We start from the raw sequence: 15,075 nt of genomic DNA, 5'->3' as shown, positions 1-15,075 counted from the left end.
GGAAGGGGGTTGGGGGGAAGGAATTTTTGCCCGCCTGCTTCCGTTCCCGTTCCGTTTGAGAAAAGGAAAAGCGGATGGGGGGTTTGGGGGGAATTCCGCTTTTCCTTTGCGAAATCAAATTGAGGCCAGTCCCGCCACCTGCCTGAATACTTGGAAGGCAGAACACCGCAGAAAAATACTCTTTTCATTAAAAGAAGAAAAAATCGGGGGCGCGCAAAATGAAAAGAGCAAAGAGTATTTTTCTGTGGTGTGGCGAGCTTGTCGAGCAGTGGCGGGGCTGGCTTCCTTAGTTGGGGGTTTGCTCAAAAAAAGTTCGAACATCAATCAAAAAACACCGCTCGAGATTTGTTTCGCTTAGCGAAACTATCCAATGTACACAAAATGACCAAACATCCCGTTTGGTCATTTTGCACAAGAATCGAAGAACTCCGAAATTTTGCGACAAGAGACGCAAAATTCCGGAGCATCTTCTTTATTGCGATACAACTGCTTGGTTACGAGTGAGATTCGAACGGTTCGCGTTGTCCCATAGGACCGCGAACCGGTGGCCAGAAAATTGCATATCAATGCGATTTTCGAGGCCGAATCTCACTCCCACCGCCAAGTTCGCCCGCCACATCGGCGGGCGCCCGCTGCGTTAGCGGGCGAATCCCTGCCCCGCAGTGAATCGAGGTTCTACTGCGGGGTCACCCTCTCCGCCCGCATAAAATTCAAGTATCGGTATACCCGAGTACTCAAATTATTACATTTAAGTTAAAATTAAAATTATGGAAATTGTTCCAAAGGATTCACGATATATACCATTTTCGCAACAGCCATATTGTTGTGTACCAACCTCTATTCTAATGGTGATGTACCGGCGTGGAATTCCTCTCATTCCAGCAGAAGAACTTGGATACCATCTCGGTCTTACCGTACCCAAAGATGCAACTAAATTTTTCTGGAATATGAGAACCGGCAAAAGACCAAGAAGCTCTTTTCGTCCTGTTGCCGGATATGGTACCCAAATTTTTGAAAGAAATTATGAACCTAACAGGGTTTTTAAGAAACTCGGTATTCCGCTCTCTGTGGAATTAAAAAACATAGAGAAGTTTGAAAATTTTTCAGAATTTAAAAAGTATCTATCTCTATTATCACGACAAGATTTTGATATATTAATGTGTTTTCATCATGGCACGCTTGCCAATGATCCAGAAAAAGACAACGGACATGTTGTGGTTTTAGATAAAATATACGTCAAAAATAATACGATTCGTTTTGTTGACCCAACACGAGGACCAAAATGGAAAATTGTGACAATGAAAAAGATGTATGATGCCATGAAAGCCTACGCAAATGGCAAGACTGCTGGGTTTTGGGAACTGCATTCAACTAAATGAAAGAAATAGTAATGACCAAAATAATTGTAACAATTGGAGGTGGAGAAATACGAACGAAAGGAACTATTTCTATCGACAAAGAGATCATAAGTCTCTCCAAAAAAGAAAACCCTAAACTACTTTTTATACCTACAGCAAGTACTGATTCTGAAGGCTACTGGAAACACATTCAAAATTATTTTGGCAATCAATTAAAATGCAAAACCGATGTTCTTTTTCTCATTACCCAACATCCAACCAATACAGAAATAAAACAAAAAATTGATTCAGCCGATATTATTTACGTTGGCGGAGGCAATACTCTTAAAATGATCCGCCTTTGGCAACATCTTGGGGTTGATAAACTTTTATGGCAGGCATATCAAAAAGGTACGGTTCTTTGTGGAATTAGTGCTGGCTCTATTTGTTGGTATGAATCCGGCCACAGCGACTCGATGGCCTTCTATAATCCCAAAAAATGGAAATACATCAATGTAAAAGGCCTTGGTTTTATTAAAGGAATCCATTGCCCACACTACAACAGCAGAACTCTCGGCGTTCCGCGAAGAAAAAGCTTTCAGGAGATGATGCAAAAGATTGGCGGTTTTGGTATTGCCATTGAAGATAATTGTGCAATCGAATTTATTGATGGAAAATATTTTAAAGTAATCACTTCAAAAAAACGTGCTGGCGCATACAGGGTTTTCAAAAAAGACGGACAAGTCGTTCAAAAACGCATAGAGCAAACCCAAGAATTACTCCCCATCGCTGAGCTCTATACAAGTTTATGATCGACCAACTAAAAGCGAAAAGTGCATACGACGCTTATTTGGAAAAAGCCAGAAACGATGACCGGATCATCGGCGTGATTTTGGGCGGTGGGCGCGGAAAAGGTGCCGCTTCCGAAAATTCGGACTATGATGTTATTTTGGTTACTACTGACGCTGGTTTTGAGGGAGTTAAAAATGATTATCCTAAGACGGAATATATCGATTCCCTGCCTCACTCGCTCTCGGGCTTTCGTGAACACGCGAAAATAGGCAGTACCACACAATACGACAAATACACGTTCGCACACAACAAAGCGATTATCGACAAAACCGGTGAAATTCAAAAATTGATCGACGAAAAAGGAACACTCGACCCCACTGATGCGCGAAAAATTGCCAGTACTGCTCTGGGTGGTTACTTAAACCAAATTCACCGCTCGTTAAAAAACCTGCGTGACGGCAACGAGCTCGCGGGACGCTTAGATGCCAACGAATCCATCCCCCTCCTCCTGCAGTTTGTTTTCGCTGTTGAAAACAAAGTTTGCCCATACAATAAATTCCTCGTGTGGGAACTCACCAACTATCCGCTCGAAAAACTGCCGATAAGTTCAGATAATTTGATCACCAAAATTCAATCAATCATCCAAAGAGCAGACTTCGAGACGCAAAAAGAACTGCTGGCGGTGATTCGAAAACTGGCGTTAGAAAACGGCTTCAATGCAGAAATCGAGGACTGGAACGGCTACTATTTCGGTTGAAACAACTTCCACTTTTTCCAGTCTCAAACTACAATCCAACATATGCTAGAAGGATCACCGCGCACCGAACAGTATAAAAATAGTCGCGAAAAATTGTTGGCGTTGGAGGATGAAGGTAAATATGTTTTTCACGGATCGCCAAATAACATTGAATTACTCGAACCTAGACAAGGCTACAATTTTAACGAAATCACCGGAGAACAAGAAAAAGACGGAAATCCGGCGGTTTTTGCGACACAATACGCCAATTTGGCTATTTTCCGCGCTCTGATTAACGATAAAAATATAAAGGAAGAATCCTCCTGCCGTTCCGGCGTTGATGATGCCGGCCTACACTTTACCGCGTCAAGAAACTTACTCGACTACGCAAAAACCATCACAGCAAAGATTTATGTGCTAGACAAAAACAGTTTTTCAAATTTTGACCACATTCAAGGACGCAGCGAACAACCGGTGACGCCCCTCGAAGTAATTGAAGTCACTGCGGAAGATTTACCAGAAAACATCACAGTCATTGAGTAGCTGGTCAGGCATTTTGTTCATTCCAACACCAAGGAGAAAATCGATGTTTCCCCCGCCGACCCATCGCTGGACGTGCCCGAAATGCGGAAAAATGACATCGACCACGGAACATGAGGCTGTCCCCACCTCCAACCAGACGCCCATTTGCCTTGATTGTCACGTTGAAATGACCGGCGGACCGATAGTCCACGGAGGCCCACAGCCAAGGGAACATCCGTTCATTCGGCACTGACTTCAGTGCCTTTTTTCTAGAAAAATCGCATCACTTGACAGTCACTATCAAATGTGTAAGCTGTAACTAGCCCTCGGACGCCGCCCCAGCCGTAACCACTCGGTTGGCCTAAGCGCCCGGGCTTTTAGTTTACGCGAGAAAGAGCTAACTTTTTGATATCCCCGTAGGTCAAAACGACGTCTGGTTTTCGTTTTCCGCGTTGCGTTTTCCAACAAACTTCGTGCGCTTTTGAGCCTTTACCAATCAATCGAAAACTAACATCCGGTTCACTATCGTGCCTGCGACTCCACATTTCTAAGAAAATACTTCTCAAACGACGCTCTTGTCCCGTATATTCGATATCAATAACGACATCAGATAGATTTTTGAATTTAGCATATTCTAAACCCAACACACATCCGGCAATAAAAGTCCGCAATGAAAACAAACGTCGCCTATCCGCTTTGCGGAAATCTTTCTCCAATTTTCTTTTGATTTGACGCGTGATACACACCGCAATCTGCTTCGAATTAGCAATACCAATAATCGTATCCGCGTGCGTCTGCTCAATTTTTATCGATTGATCAATTTCAACGACCATATTGAAATTATATACTAACCTTCATGTTTTAATGAAAATATGGAGAGTTATTTTTCCCGTGGACAAATAGGCCTGTTAACACGATAATGCGAAAAGACCTATTGTTAAACACATCATATATGATCGACAGATCACTAGCTGAAAATATCTTGAAAACATACGGCGAAGCTTGGGTTGGACAGGATACTAACAAAATATTGAGTATTTTTCATACTGACGGAATATATCACGAGCGTGTTCTGGGCAAGCCAATGATTGGCCACACGGAAATTGCCCAATACTGGCAAACAAAAGTTGTTGCCGAGCAATCTGATATCAAATTCCAACTGTTAAATTACTATTTGAGCGAAAACACTGTTATCGCCGAATGGGAAGCATTTTTCAACAGCAACATTGAAAATTGTCGCGTCCACATCAAAGAGGTCGCAATTCTTGAGATCGAAGGCGACAAAATCAAGTCATTAAGAGAATATTGGCAGTCGGAAAAACTACCACTCGGATAATTTACTTGTCCCTTACGGCCAGGTTTCTTCTTTTGTCGACATCATAAATAAATCGGGAATGGCAATTTCTTCTGGTAATTCCAAAATAAACCGTACTACTTTGGCTACTTCCGCTGGATCCATTATTTTGGATTGATCTAAATCTGGAAAACGGTCCAACAACATCCGTGTTCGCATCCCGGCTGGGCTCAAGGCGGTCACTTTGATACTATATTTTCTTCCCTGCATATATAACAGCTGACTTAGACCCTGCAATCCCCACTTACTCGCCACATACGCGGGAGAATTTTCTTTTACACGCTTCGCCAGACTGGAAACAATATTAATAATGTTTCCACCTCCTTGTTTCTTCATTTGAGGAAAAACTGTATGCGACATAACGTATGCGCCACGCAAAATTGTTGAGACGGTACGATCCCATTCAACGACCGACAAATCTTCTACTGTAGCCGTCACATTTACACCGGCATTATTTACTAAAATATCAATTCGACCCTGTTCCTCAACAATCTTCCCAATTACTTCTTTCGCTTGTGCCTCGTTTCTAACATCGCAAGCCAGTGCATAGATATTCTCGATCAGATCTTCCGATACCCCACTTTTTATCTGTATGGCAGATTTTTCCGCCGTTTCCAGATCAATATCGGTCACATAAACAGTTGCGCCGGCAAGCGCCAACTCCCTACAAATAGCCTGTCCCAAACCTCTTCCACTACCTGTTACAAGAGCTATTTTGCCTTTTACTGTCATATTGTTATTTATTACACAGATATCATAGAGATACCAGCCAGTGTATAATTACCCCATGAAAATCACTCTTTGTGGCAGTATCGCCTTCTTCGATAAAATGCTGGACGTTAAAAAACAACTTGAGACCTTGGGACATGAAGTAAAACTGCCCCCAACGGAAGTGCCTGACGAAAACGGCAACATGATTCCGGTGGCCAAGTACTACGAATTGCGAAAAACCGTTACCGACGATACGAGCTGGGTTTGGACAAACAAAAGACTCGCAATGCTTAATCACTTCGATAAAGAACTATGGTCCGATGTGATTTTGGTCTGCAATTACGATAAAAAAGGTATCGTCGGCTATATCGGCGCAAACACACTCATTGAGATGGGCTTGGCAATGTATTTGCGAAAACCGATTTATTTGCTCAACCGAATTCCAGAGATTAATTACAAAGAAGAAATTCTCGGGATGAGACCAATCGTTATTGAAAACGACTTATCAAAGTTGAACACACAGTCGCTTCGCTAAAAATATGCCTAAAATTCAAACTACCACCAAGATTATCAAACTCTTTTCGAATTGGCTCTCGTTTATAGCTGATTACCTAAAACTTTCAAATAATAAATATATTATTTACAAATTACGTAACGGCATATCACTGAAAACACGTTCTGGATCAGTGGATAAAAATATTATTTTTGAGATATTAATAGACAAAGTTTATACTCCAAAGGGTTTTGAAATAAATTCAAAAGACACAATCGTGGACGTGGGGGCGCATATCGGAGTTTTTTCGGTTTACACAGCGACACTCGCGAAGCAAGGGAAAGTTTATGCCATTGAACCAATGCCAGATAACTATGCGCTACTACAAGCCAATATTGAATTAAATAACCTTAAAAATATTATTACAATCAACGAAGCATTATCCGCCGACAATGAAGGGAGAAATCTAAATGTTTCAAACAGTACCGGTGGCCATTCTTTCATCTTTTCCAATAACAAAAATGGTGAGTTAGGGGTAAATACAGAATCCCTGTCGGTCCTTTTTGCTAAACACAATATTCAACATATCGACTTATTAAAGATGGATTGCGAGGGGGCGGAATACGAGATTCTTTTTAATACACCCAAGGAAACTATGGACAAAATTGATAAAATCAGCATGGAATGCCACGACATCGACACGGAAAGGAATTCCTCGCAACTGAAACAATTTCTGGAATCAAATGGATTTCAGGTAACGCTCAAAACGGACAAATGCATCATGCTTTACGCTAAAAAAGTGTAGAATAATTACATGAAAGTAGTAATTGCCTCTAAAAATCCCGTAAAGATAACCTCCACAAAAACGGCTTTTACCAAAGTCTTTCCGAATTTAACCTTTGAATTTGAGGGAATTTCCGTTCCTTCCGGTGTTTGCGACCAACCGATGAGCAGTATTGAAGCCCTTACGGGAGCAACAAATCGCGCAGAAAAAGCCGCCTTGACCATACCTGACGCAGATTATTTTGTCGGACTTGAAGGTGGTGTGGAAGACCGCGACGGTAAATTATATTCTTTTTCCTGGATAGTCGTCCGCGACAAAACAGGAAAATTGGGTATGGGGAAATCAGGAGAATTCGTCCTGCCACCAAAGGTTCGTGAGTTAATTTTGGATGGTATGGAACTGGGTCATGCAGATGACATTGTTTTTGGTAAGAAGGACTCAAAATTAACCAACGGTGCGATCGGTATCTTGACCAACGATATCATCGACCGTGCCGGACTCTATACTCCGGCAGTCATTTTTGCTCTTATTCCTTTTTTAAATCCGGAACTTTATTAGTAGTCGATGTGGTAGTATCAAGAAGTGAAAGAAACAAAAGAAAACCACCTTACTGTCAGCACAATCCACCCCCGCCCTCCTTTGAAAAAAGGAGGGAGACGTCGCGAATTCCTCCCTTTATTCAAAGGGAGGCGAGGAGGGATTATTTGCTCAACGGTATTATTTTTCTGTTTTTCTTTAAATTTTTATATTACCTCACCTGCTCGCGCCGCCGACTTTACACAATACAAGGCATTCTTCGCGTCGCCTTTCAACCAAAACTTTTTGCCGGAGGGGACATTGATTAAAACCGCTACCAGCAACACTGTTTATTACATCAAAAACGGTAAAAAGAGTATGATTTTGCCGAAAATCGTCAGTCTTTGGCTTCAAGAAGCCCATTATTTTAAGATTGATTGCGTTGTGGTTATCTCCGCCGTAGACATGACGCGATACCCGCAAACTAAGTCGGTAAATCCTTTTTACATCGGAAAAATCCTCCAAGCGCCGGATAAAACACAATATTTTATTGACGATAAGTTGAGAAAAAGGAAAATTTCGGCAGGCGTCCGAACGGCTTTAAAATTTCCCGGACGCAATCTTTACCCCACTTCCGCCGCGCACCTGACCGAGTTCGTTACAGGACCGGAAATCGTCCGCACAGACGTCCACCCCGGCGGAACAGTAATGTACAATGGCGCCTATCATGGGGGAACCGTGTGGCGGGTTGAAGAAAATAACGGCGTCTACACAAAGCACTATTACCTGCAAGATTACATCTACGAAGCCGAAGGTTATCCGTGGTCCGGCCAAATTATGTCCGTTACTGCGCAGGAATTGGCACGCTACAAACGCGGCGTCAACATCGAACGTTATCCCGACGGGTGGCAAGTGGGTATCGGCAAAGACATTTTTGTGGTAAAAAATGGCACTCTGCGCCGCGTCGCATCCGACGCGCTTTATAAAGCAATGGGTTACAACCCCAAATATATTCTGCGGGTGTTCCCGGAGTTTCTTTTACGCTATCCGCGGTCTTCCACTATTGCCGGCTTTAAAAATATTTTTGTAAAAAGCGCCTCCATGGTCTCCTCTGTTGCAACAGCGCCCAATACCTCCAGTACGCTTACAAAAGTGCGTCCCGCCATCCGCGATTTGATCGCGCAAATAAACGATATTTACATGGCGATTTTTGATAAACAAATTTCCACGGCCGATAATATGTTTTGGGTGGACTATGTCTACAACGGTGAGGTTTCCACAAAAAGCGAATTAATTACCGCGATGACCAAAAATAAAACGACCGGCATAAAACCTTTCCTCACACCCCGCACTACGCCCATCAGCCTGACTTTGCTGAGAGATAAATGGTTTCCGTATCTGTTTTACTTCGTCTTCCAGCGCGAACCTGATGGTGCCGATCGGGACTACTGGTTTGGTCGCATCAACGACGGTGATCGCAATACGATAGAAAAATTGGGAGGCACGATGCAATGGCTAAAGGACACGGCAGGCGTCTCGCATAAATAATTTTTGCACTTTATTGTGATGAAAAACTTTTGGTTGATACTGCTAACCATTTTCGGTTTTTTTATTGCTGCCTTGGCGGGCTATCTGATGTCCGACTATTTAAACACAATGGCACTGACGGAGAATTCCGACTGGATAACGATCAAAAAAAGTGCCCCGATTCCACAACCTACACAGCCCTCGGCTTCCCAACCTTATTCAGGCAACTCAAAGGTGACATGTACCGGATGCGATCACAATCCCTTGATTACTACGTCTGATGTTCAACAAAATTCCACACTCAAGAAAACAGCTGTAATTGGAAAAGTAATTATTCGCTACAACTACACACCTGACTATTACCCCCTGGCACAAAACAGACCAATCACCGCATCAGAAATCGTCTATGATATTTTAAGACGCCAGGATATCGGCCACTTGGCTTCCAACGTAAATATCCCCAATATTTCATACCTGACAACAAACAAGGTAGACAACAATGGCGTCTACACAATTCCCGCCGGTTCTGTACAATTAGCGCGTAATGCCACGCTCACGACAAGTTTTTCCATCAGTATTCCGGTTCTTTCTGATAAACAATTTGATGCGTTAAAATATGGCCAGGATTATCACCTGATATACGGATTAATTCGTGGAATCGTTGGTCACGAAGAACTACATTACAACGCCCTCACTGCATACATAAACGACATTGCGGATATTCTTAATAATCCAATCAGTAAAGACCTTAAGATTACCGCTTCATCTGAAACGGAAATGCAAAACAAACTTAACGCAATCCTCCTGGAATCGACAAAAAAACGATTGGCCACAGCACGGGCGCGCCATGAAGCAACCCAAAACGCAATCGACGACGAGGCTTTAAAACAACGAATCACACTGGAATTCAAAGACAAAGTAAACGGCGATATTCCCGCCCTGGTAATCGGTGAATTCCGTGGCGAAGGAACGTTTAATTTTACATTACCACCAGGGCCAATTCCAAAACCACCGATTCCGAATATAAATGTCGACAATAATAGTATTACGAATTAAAAATACTACCAACAAAAAAACGACCGAAGTCGTTTTTTTAATAAGCAATCTGTTCCGAGCACCGACCTACTCTTACCAAAGCAAGAAGCTAGGCTACCATCGGCGCGGATGAGCTTGACTGCCGTGTTCGGAATGGGAACGGGTATAACCTCATCGCTACAGGCACTCAGAACAGAGTGCTTATTGATACTACTGAATTGTAACAGGTAAATGTGGCAACGACTTCTCTACTTTGTTTTTAGATTAGGGAAGATCCCGCGAAGGGATCATCCCTAATAAACTTGGATATATACTGTAAACCATAGTTTAATACGCAAACGGACAGATTAGTACAGATCGGCTCAATCCCTTGCGGGACTTCTACCTTCTGCCTATCAACGTCGTAATCTCCAACGTGTCCATGAGTGATAATCTTGAGGTGGGCTTCACGCTTAGATGCTTTCAGCGTTTATCACCAGCCGAACGTTGCTACCCGGCAGTGCCCTTGGAAGGACAACCGGTACACAAGAGGTTCGTCCCCTACGGTCCTCTCGTCATGTGAATTCCTAAATTACTTTAGGCACAGACTATATCTTCTCCCAGAGCCACGTGGTCACCATCAGGTGATTTTACGTGGTTGGGGTTGGCGTATGATAGTTTGTGAAGTATCGAAAACTGAAAACTATCTCACCCTTTCGGGATCAGTCGTTACGGGGTAAAACTCTACACATCAAAATAAGATACATGAAACAAGATAAATCCTGTTTCAGTTTCGTAAATTTTGAGTGTTTTGAGTTGAACTTCCCACGGTATTACCCGCTGAAAACTGTTTCCAGTATCCAGTGTGGGTTTCACCGTTATTAGCCAAATTGTCATCACGGATTGCTCCATGAAGTAGCACACCCTTATCGGGCTACTAATAGGGACTTCTCTCATCACTCCGCGCCTGTGGCAGATAGAGTCCGAACTGTCTCACGCATGTATATTCTTATCTTTTCGATAAGCATAGACTATATCTTCATCCTTCTCGGACACTGCCAAGTGAGGAGTCGACGTATGATAACTTGTGAAGTATCGAAATCTGAAAGCTATCTCATCATTACCCGCTTACTCGGGCTTTTGAATCAGTCGTTACGGGGACCACACTAGGAATGTCGGAGGTCGGTTATCAGACATCGGACGCGACGTACGCTTTTCCGATTACTGATTTCCGTTCTCCGATTTCTTCGTGGGTCTTCCCTCGGTATTGCCCTTTCAGGTTCGGATCCTGAATGAAGGGTTTCACCGATATTAGTCGAATTTATTGTACATCATTTCTGATGTAGAACGCAATGTTATTTACGTTCTGACGCGTCATTCTTCGATTACTCGAAGCGCAGACTATAACTTTCTAATTAGTTTAATTAGACCGGCGTATGATAGTTTGTGAAGTAGCGGAATCTGAAAACTATCTCACCCATTCTGTTTAGCCAACAGAATTTTATTGGGTTCAGTCGTTACGGGGGATAGAAACTATTTCTATACTTCCCACGGTATCATCCATGAGTTAATTATACCGAATGTTTTACGTACAATCAACCATTGGGACTTCACCGTTATTAGCCGATTTATGCTGGGCTCAGAACTCTTTACCCAGCTCGCGTGCCGCTTTAGTTGGCGAACAGCCAAACCCTTGGGAGCTTCTACACCCCCAGGATGCGGCGAGCCGACATCGCTGTCGATTTTCTTATTCCTCTTCCTGTCGCCAGAAAGTTTAGACTATGCCTTCAACTCATCAAACAACATTAGGTTTTCCGCCAACTAGCGGACCGTAGTCGTTTTTGAATTAGATGAGTGCCAACGTGTTGCCCGCATTTTTAGTGATGCGAGCCTCCCCTTTCGGGTCAGTCGTTACGGGGTCAACCTCGCTCCAAAGGAGCGGGCGACTTCCCACGGCGTTGACTGTTTTCTGATACAAAAACAGTGTTCACCGTTATGAGTTGGTAATTTTTTTGGTGAGCTAAACCAAATGGCTTACGGAATCGCTTCCGTAGCACCCCGATATGTTAAGGTGCCAAACTTTGCCGTCGCTGTGGACGCTCGGGCAAAATCAGCCTGTTATCCCCGGGGTAACTTTTATCCGTTGATCTTCCGCCCTTCTACAAGGAACGGTCGGTTCACTAGAACCCACTTTCGTGTCTGCGCGGCATGTACGCCTTGCAGTCAGGCCAACGTATGCTCTTGCACTCTATGCGCGATTTCCATCCGCGCTGAGTTGACCTTCGTACGCCTCCGTTACAATTTGGGCACATTTGTTACGTTTCGTTTGTCATTCCGGACTTGATCCGGAATCCATTCGTTACTCGACTCGGATTCCTGCTTTCGGCAGGAATGACACAACTATTACGAACGCGTCATTTTGTTTTCTGCGCGTTTCCTCATATCGCTATAAGGGTCAGACTGTAACATCAACCGATTCTTCGGTCGTCTCACGTTCAGTCGTTGAGGGCTTATTCGAGAATTGAAAGTTGTGGCGAATCTTCTATCCTTGAAGACTCGCCTTGAAAAACTACACAATAGAGTCACTCGGTGATTACGACCTTCACAAGGTGTACACCGTTGACCACATTGACAATCAGGACGATCGCCATGAATGTCAACAAAAAGATCTGTCCAATCGGCATGATATCCTCCTTCGCCAAAAAACAACTTTCAATTCTCGAAAATTCCCTGCTGATTGTCTGGTATCGCGAACTTTCGCGAAACGCTTGTTGGATTTCTCCTTAAGCACTCCAGATGTTCCAGCAAATAAGTGAGATTTGCCAATGCAAATTACTCTGCATGGGCCCCATGCTTTCATCGGAAAATTCAGATATTGGTGTTACATAGCGCGTACTAAACTCTATGTAAACATATGCGAGCGGCGCATATTGTTCTCCAATTTCATTCCAAATTGTTCAAATTTCCGACGCAAAGCGCTAAGGCATCCGCCCCAGATAAACTACCTGCTTGTCACTGTTCCTTTAGTGGATTCACACTAAGAGGTTAGATTAGCATCCGATACAGGGTGGTATTCCACTGATGACTCCACCTCTCCCAGAAGAAAGGTTTCAAAGTCTCCCACCTATGCTCGGCAGCAACAAACGCTAATCAATAGCACGCTGTAGTAAAGCTCCACGGGGTCTTTTCGTCTTGCCACAGGTAAACGGCATCTTCACCGCTAGTGCGATTTCACCGGGTCCCTCGCCGAGACAGTTGCTCAATCGTTATGCCATTCGTGCGGGACACAACTTACGTGCCAAGGAATTTCGCTCGTATTATATTATTAATACAATTTGTTACTATTCGCTGTTTTAGCGAACGGCGTGGTCATTTCTGCCACGCTCTGTATGTCGCCATACAGGTCGGACTATATCTTCCATGAACCACGTAGGGTTCATGGCTTAGCGTGTAGTCTCTGAGGATCCTATAGGAAACTGGAAAGCATTGCCAACCGAAGTTGGCAACTAGTTCGAAGAACAAAAGATATGGTCTTAGTGAGTGAACTCTTGTTTGCATTTTTGACACTGAACCGTGTAATAAATGCAATTTTCATACTCACCGCCACCACCGTCATACGCGACGCATACACGACCAGGTTTGATCTCAATGTATCGCCACTTAGTTATCTTTTGACATCCCTGACACCAGTTTTCATACTCATCACCAACTTTAACTTCAGACATGATTATGATTCCTTTGTCAGATGAATTGTTCTTTAACGCTTTCCAATTTCCTAATAGTTTCCTGCTGATTGTCTGTTAGCCCGCATAGCTCCCATTAGGAACGACGTGGGCTGCATCGGACACATTTTCACGACGAGATTGCCCGCCCCTTCAGGGGCGAGGTTCGCCCAGATGGGCGACTTCGCCCACGCACCTTGAAGGGTGCGGGGCTCGCAAAGACGTACGTAGTGCCGAATACTCAGAGTTTCCAGCATATAGCTAGGTTTTCCTATCTGCTCCTCTAGGACTTTAAGCAGATGGAAGAGTCTTTCACTCTTACTATGGCAGCGATTCTACCATAGGACGATTATAGTTATCGCCGGCGTTCATCTGGGCTACGCCGCTCAGCTACCAACCGAGCGGGTTCACGACCAGACACTGGCCAGGCATCAGCCCCTATACTTCCCCTTACGGGTTTGCAGGGACCTGTGTTTTTGGTAAACAGTCGTTAAGCATCTTTCGCTGCGACCCATTTTAGATTGACGAATGATTACGTCACTCCGACTCTGGGTAGGCCTTCTACCGAAGGTACGACCACTGAATTGCCTAGTTCCTTAGCGAGGGTTCTCCCGATCATCTTGCTGTATTTGCACAGCTGTCCACCTGTGTTGGTTTGCGGTACGGATTCCATACAGTTAACGTAACGAAGTTTTTCTAGCCATCCCGGCCCGCCAGCCTCCTCGCACCCGAAGGATTGAGGGTTGATAACATTCGCCGTTGTCTTGCGACAGCTCCCCGGATTTACCTGGGGTGCCCGACTAAGTGTTCCCATTAGGACATTCCATAGCCCCAACTGGTTTCCGCAATGTGATCTCCATACAACTGTACAGAAGTGCAGTAATATTAAACTGCTGCCCATCAGCTACGCCTTTCGGCCTTGCCTTAGGACCGACTTACCCTGGGATGACTGCCATTGCCCAGGAAACCTCGGACTTTCGATGAGACTGGTTTTAACAGTCTGTGAGGTTACTCATGCCAACATTCTCTCTTCCACACGCTCCAGAGCGCCTCGCGGCTACTCCTTCAATGCAAATCCGGTTTTTAAACCGGAGAGTGGAATGCTCTCCTACCAATTAAACAAACGTGTTGTTTAAGTCCGCGCCTTCGGTGGCGGTTTAGCCCCGTTATATTTTCGGTGCAAAAAACCTCGACGCGTGAGCTGTTACGCTATCTTTAAATGGTGGCTGCTTCTAAGCCAACATCCGCGCTGTCTGGGGTTTTCCACTTCCTTCGCCACTTAACTCGCACTTAGGGACCTTAGGCTACGATCTTGGGCTGTTTCCCTTTTGAGCACGGAGCTTAGCCCCCGTGTTCTGACTCCCGTCTTCAGACCACGCGTAGTCGGAGATAGATTGGAGCCGCCGTCTTGCGACGGACGGATCCATACTGTGCTCTACCCCGCGTGTTACGCTTCGAGGCTAGTTCTAAGACTATTTCGGAGAGAACCAGCTATTTCCAAACTCGATTAGCTTTTCACTCCTACCCTCAATTCATCCGACAGTATTGCACGGCTGACCGGTTCGGT

Annotated in this window: 14 protein-coding genes, 1 rRNA gene and 1 other annotated feature; of the genes, 11 read left to right on the top strand and 4 right to left on the bottom strand. The window is 44.2% G+C overall.

The features are described from left to right. From Q7S57_05165 to Q7S57_05145, 5 genes are all read left to right on the top strand, one after another. A partial coding sequence (locus tag Q7S57_05165; protein MDO8512640.1) for a hypothetical protein occupies positions 1-358 on the top strand: 358 nt, incomplete at its 5' end. 409 nt (positions 359-767) lie between these two features. Continuing rightward, complete coding sequence (locus tag Q7S57_05160; protein MDO8512639.1) at positions 768-1,379, top strand: hypothetical protein; 612 nt, start codon at positions 768-770, stop codon at positions 1,377-1,379. Next, positions 1,376-2,149, top strand: coding sequence for a Type 1 glutamine amidotransferase-like domain-containing protein (locus Q7S57_05155; GenBank protein MDO8512638.1), 774 nt, complete (start codon positions 1,376-1,378; stop codon positions 2,147-2,149). The genes Q7S57_05160 and Q7S57_05155 overlap by 4 nt, the downstream gene beginning before the upstream one ends. Continuing rightward, positions 2,146-2,886, top strand: coding sequence for a hypothetical protein (locus Q7S57_05150; GenBank protein ID MDO8512637.1), 741 nt, complete (start codon positions 2,146-2,148; stop codon positions 2,884-2,886). The genes Q7S57_05155 and Q7S57_05150 overlap by 4 nt, the downstream gene beginning before the upstream one ends. A gap of 42 nt (positions 2,887-2,928) precedes the next feature. Further along, a complete protein-coding gene (locus Q7S57_05145) occupies positions 2,929-3,408 on the top strand; it encodes a hypothetical protein (GenBank protein ID MDO8512636.1) in 480 nt (159 codons plus the stop codon). A 356-nt stretch (positions 3,409-3,764) separates the two neighbouring features. Here the strand turns inward: Q7S57_05145 and Q7S57_05140 are convergent, their stop codons facing one another. Further along, on the bottom strand, positions 3,765-4,220 hold the full coding sequence (locus Q7S57_05140) for a hypothetical protein (GenBank protein ID MDO8512635.1): 456 nt from the start codon (positions 4,218-4,220) through the stop codon (positions 3,765-3,767). Between the two features lie 119 nt (positions 4,221-4,339). Here Q7S57_05140 and Q7S57_05135 point away from each other — a divergent pair, with 119 nt between their 5' ends. Further along, positions 4,340-4,723, top strand: coding sequence for a nuclear transport factor 2 family protein (locus tag Q7S57_05135; protein ID MDO8512634.1), 384 nt, complete (start codon positions 4,340-4,342; stop codon positions 4,721-4,723). 12 nt (positions 4,724-4,735) lie between these two features. Here the strand turns inward: Q7S57_05135 and Q7S57_05130 are convergent, their stop codons facing one another. Next, positions 4,736-5,473 carry an SDR family oxidoreductase gene (locus tag Q7S57_05130; GenBank protein MDO8512633.1) on the bottom strand — a complete coding sequence of 246 codons (738 nt, stop codon included), beginning with the start codon at positions 5,471-5,473 and terminating at the stop codon, positions 4,736-4,738. Positions 5,474-5,528: 55 nt separating this feature from the next. On the opposite strand from Q7S57_05130, the gene Q7S57_05125 reads away from it, so the two are divergent. Genes Q7S57_05125 through Q7S57_05105 form a run of 5 tightly spaced genes read left to right on the top strand, consistent with a single transcriptional unit; the run spans position 5,529 to position 9,828 of the window. Beyond that, positions 5,529-5,987 (top strand): hypothetical protein, encoded by a 459-nt coding sequence (locus tag Q7S57_05125; protein MDO8512632.1) that lies wholly within the window; start codon positions 5,529-5,531, stop codon positions 5,985-5,987. Positions 5,988-5,991: 4 nt separating this feature from the next. Then, positions 5,992-6,750, top strand: a complete 759-nt coding sequence (locus Q7S57_05120) for an FkbM family methyltransferase (GenBank protein ID MDO8512631.1) — start codon at positions 5,992-5,994, stop codon at positions 6,748-6,750. Positions 6,751-6,759: 9 nt separating this feature from the next. Continuing rightward, positions 6,760-7,287: an inosine/xanthosine triphosphatase gene (yjjX, locus tag Q7S57_05115; protein ID MDO8512630.1), complete on the top strand. Its 528-nt coding sequence runs from the start codon at positions 6,760-6,762 to the stop codon at positions 7,285-7,287. 24 nt (positions 7,288-7,311) lie between these two features. Continuing rightward, positions 7,312-8,793: a hypothetical protein gene (locus Q7S57_05110; GenBank protein ID MDO8512629.1), complete on the top strand. Its 1,482-nt coding sequence runs from the start codon at positions 7,312-7,314 to the stop codon at positions 8,791-8,793. Between the two features lie 18 nt (positions 8,794-8,811). Next, positions 8,812-9,828, top strand: a complete 1,017-nt coding sequence (locus tag Q7S57_05105; protein MDO8512628.1) for a hypothetical protein — start codon at positions 8,812-8,814, stop codon at positions 9,826-9,828. Positions 9,829-9,881: 53 nt separating this feature from the next. On the opposite strand, the gene rrf is transcribed toward Q7S57_05105, so the two are convergent. Both rrf and Q7S57_05095 read right to left on the bottom strand, forming a co-directional pair. Next, positions 9,882-9,998: ribosomal RNA gene (gene rrf, locus Q7S57_05100) — 5S ribosomal RNA — on the bottom strand. 2,584 nt (positions 9,999-12,582) lie between these two features. Then, positions 12,583-15,075, bottom strand: a sequence feature (mutual gap in cmsearch alignment for this rRNA model is longer than 100). Beyond that, on the bottom strand, positions 14,041-14,322 hold the full coding sequence (locus tag Q7S57_05095) for a hypothetical protein (GenBank protein ID MDO8512627.1): 282 nt from the start codon (positions 14,320-14,322) through the stop codon (positions 14,041-14,043). Its footprint overlaps the feature before it by 282 nt.

This window comes from bacterium, assembly GCA_030647555.1.
Lineage (GTDB): Bacteria > Patescibacteriota > Andersenbacteria > UBA10190 > CAIZMI01 > CAIZMI01.
This window is presented reverse-complemented; position numbering and strand designations above follow the sequence as displayed.

Coding starts and splice junctions, on each gene's coding strand:
- Q7S57_05160 (MDO8512639.1), top strand. CDS start 768: ATGGAAATTGTTCCAAAGGATTCACGATATATACCATTTTCGCAACAG.
- Q7S57_05155 (MDO8512638.1), top strand. CDS start 1,376: ATGAAAGAAATAGTAATGACCAAAATAATTGTAACAATTGGAGGTGGA.
- Q7S57_05150 (MDO8512637.1), top strand. CDS start 2,146: ATGATCGACCAACTAAAAGCGAAAAGTGCATACGACGCTTATTTGGAA.
- Q7S57_05145 (MDO8512636.1), top strand. CDS start 2,929: ATGCTAGAAGGATCACCGCGCACCGAACAGTATAAAAATAGTCGCGAA.
- Q7S57_05140 (MDO8512635.1), bottom strand. CDS start 4,220: ATGGTCGTTGAAATTGATCAATCGATAAAAATTGAGCAGACGCACGCG.
- Q7S57_05135 (MDO8512634.1), top strand. CDS start 4,340: ATGATCGACAGATCACTAGCTGAAAATATCTTGAAAACATACGGCGAA.
- Q7S57_05130 (MDO8512633.1), bottom strand. CDS start 5,473: ATGACAGTAAAAGGCAAAATAGCTCTTGTAACAGGTAGTGGAAGAGGT.
- Q7S57_05125 (MDO8512632.1), top strand. CDS start 5,529: ATGAAAATCACTCTTTGTGGCAGTATCGCCTTCTTCGATAAAATGCTG.
- Q7S57_05120 (MDO8512631.1), top strand. CDS start 5,992: ATGCCTAAAATTCAAACTACCACCAAGATTATCAAACTCTTTTCGAAT.
- yjjX (MDO8512630.1), top strand. CDS start 6,760: ATGAAAGTAGTAATTGCCTCTAAAAATCCCGTAAAGATAACCTCCACA.
- Q7S57_05105 (MDO8512628.1), top strand. CDS start 8,812: ATGAAAAACTTTTGGTTGATACTGCTAACCATTTTCGGTTTTTTTATT.
- Q7S57_05095 (MDO8512627.1), bottom strand. CDS start 14,322: ATGGGAACACTTAGTCGGGCACCCCAGGTAAATCCGGGGAGCTGTCGC.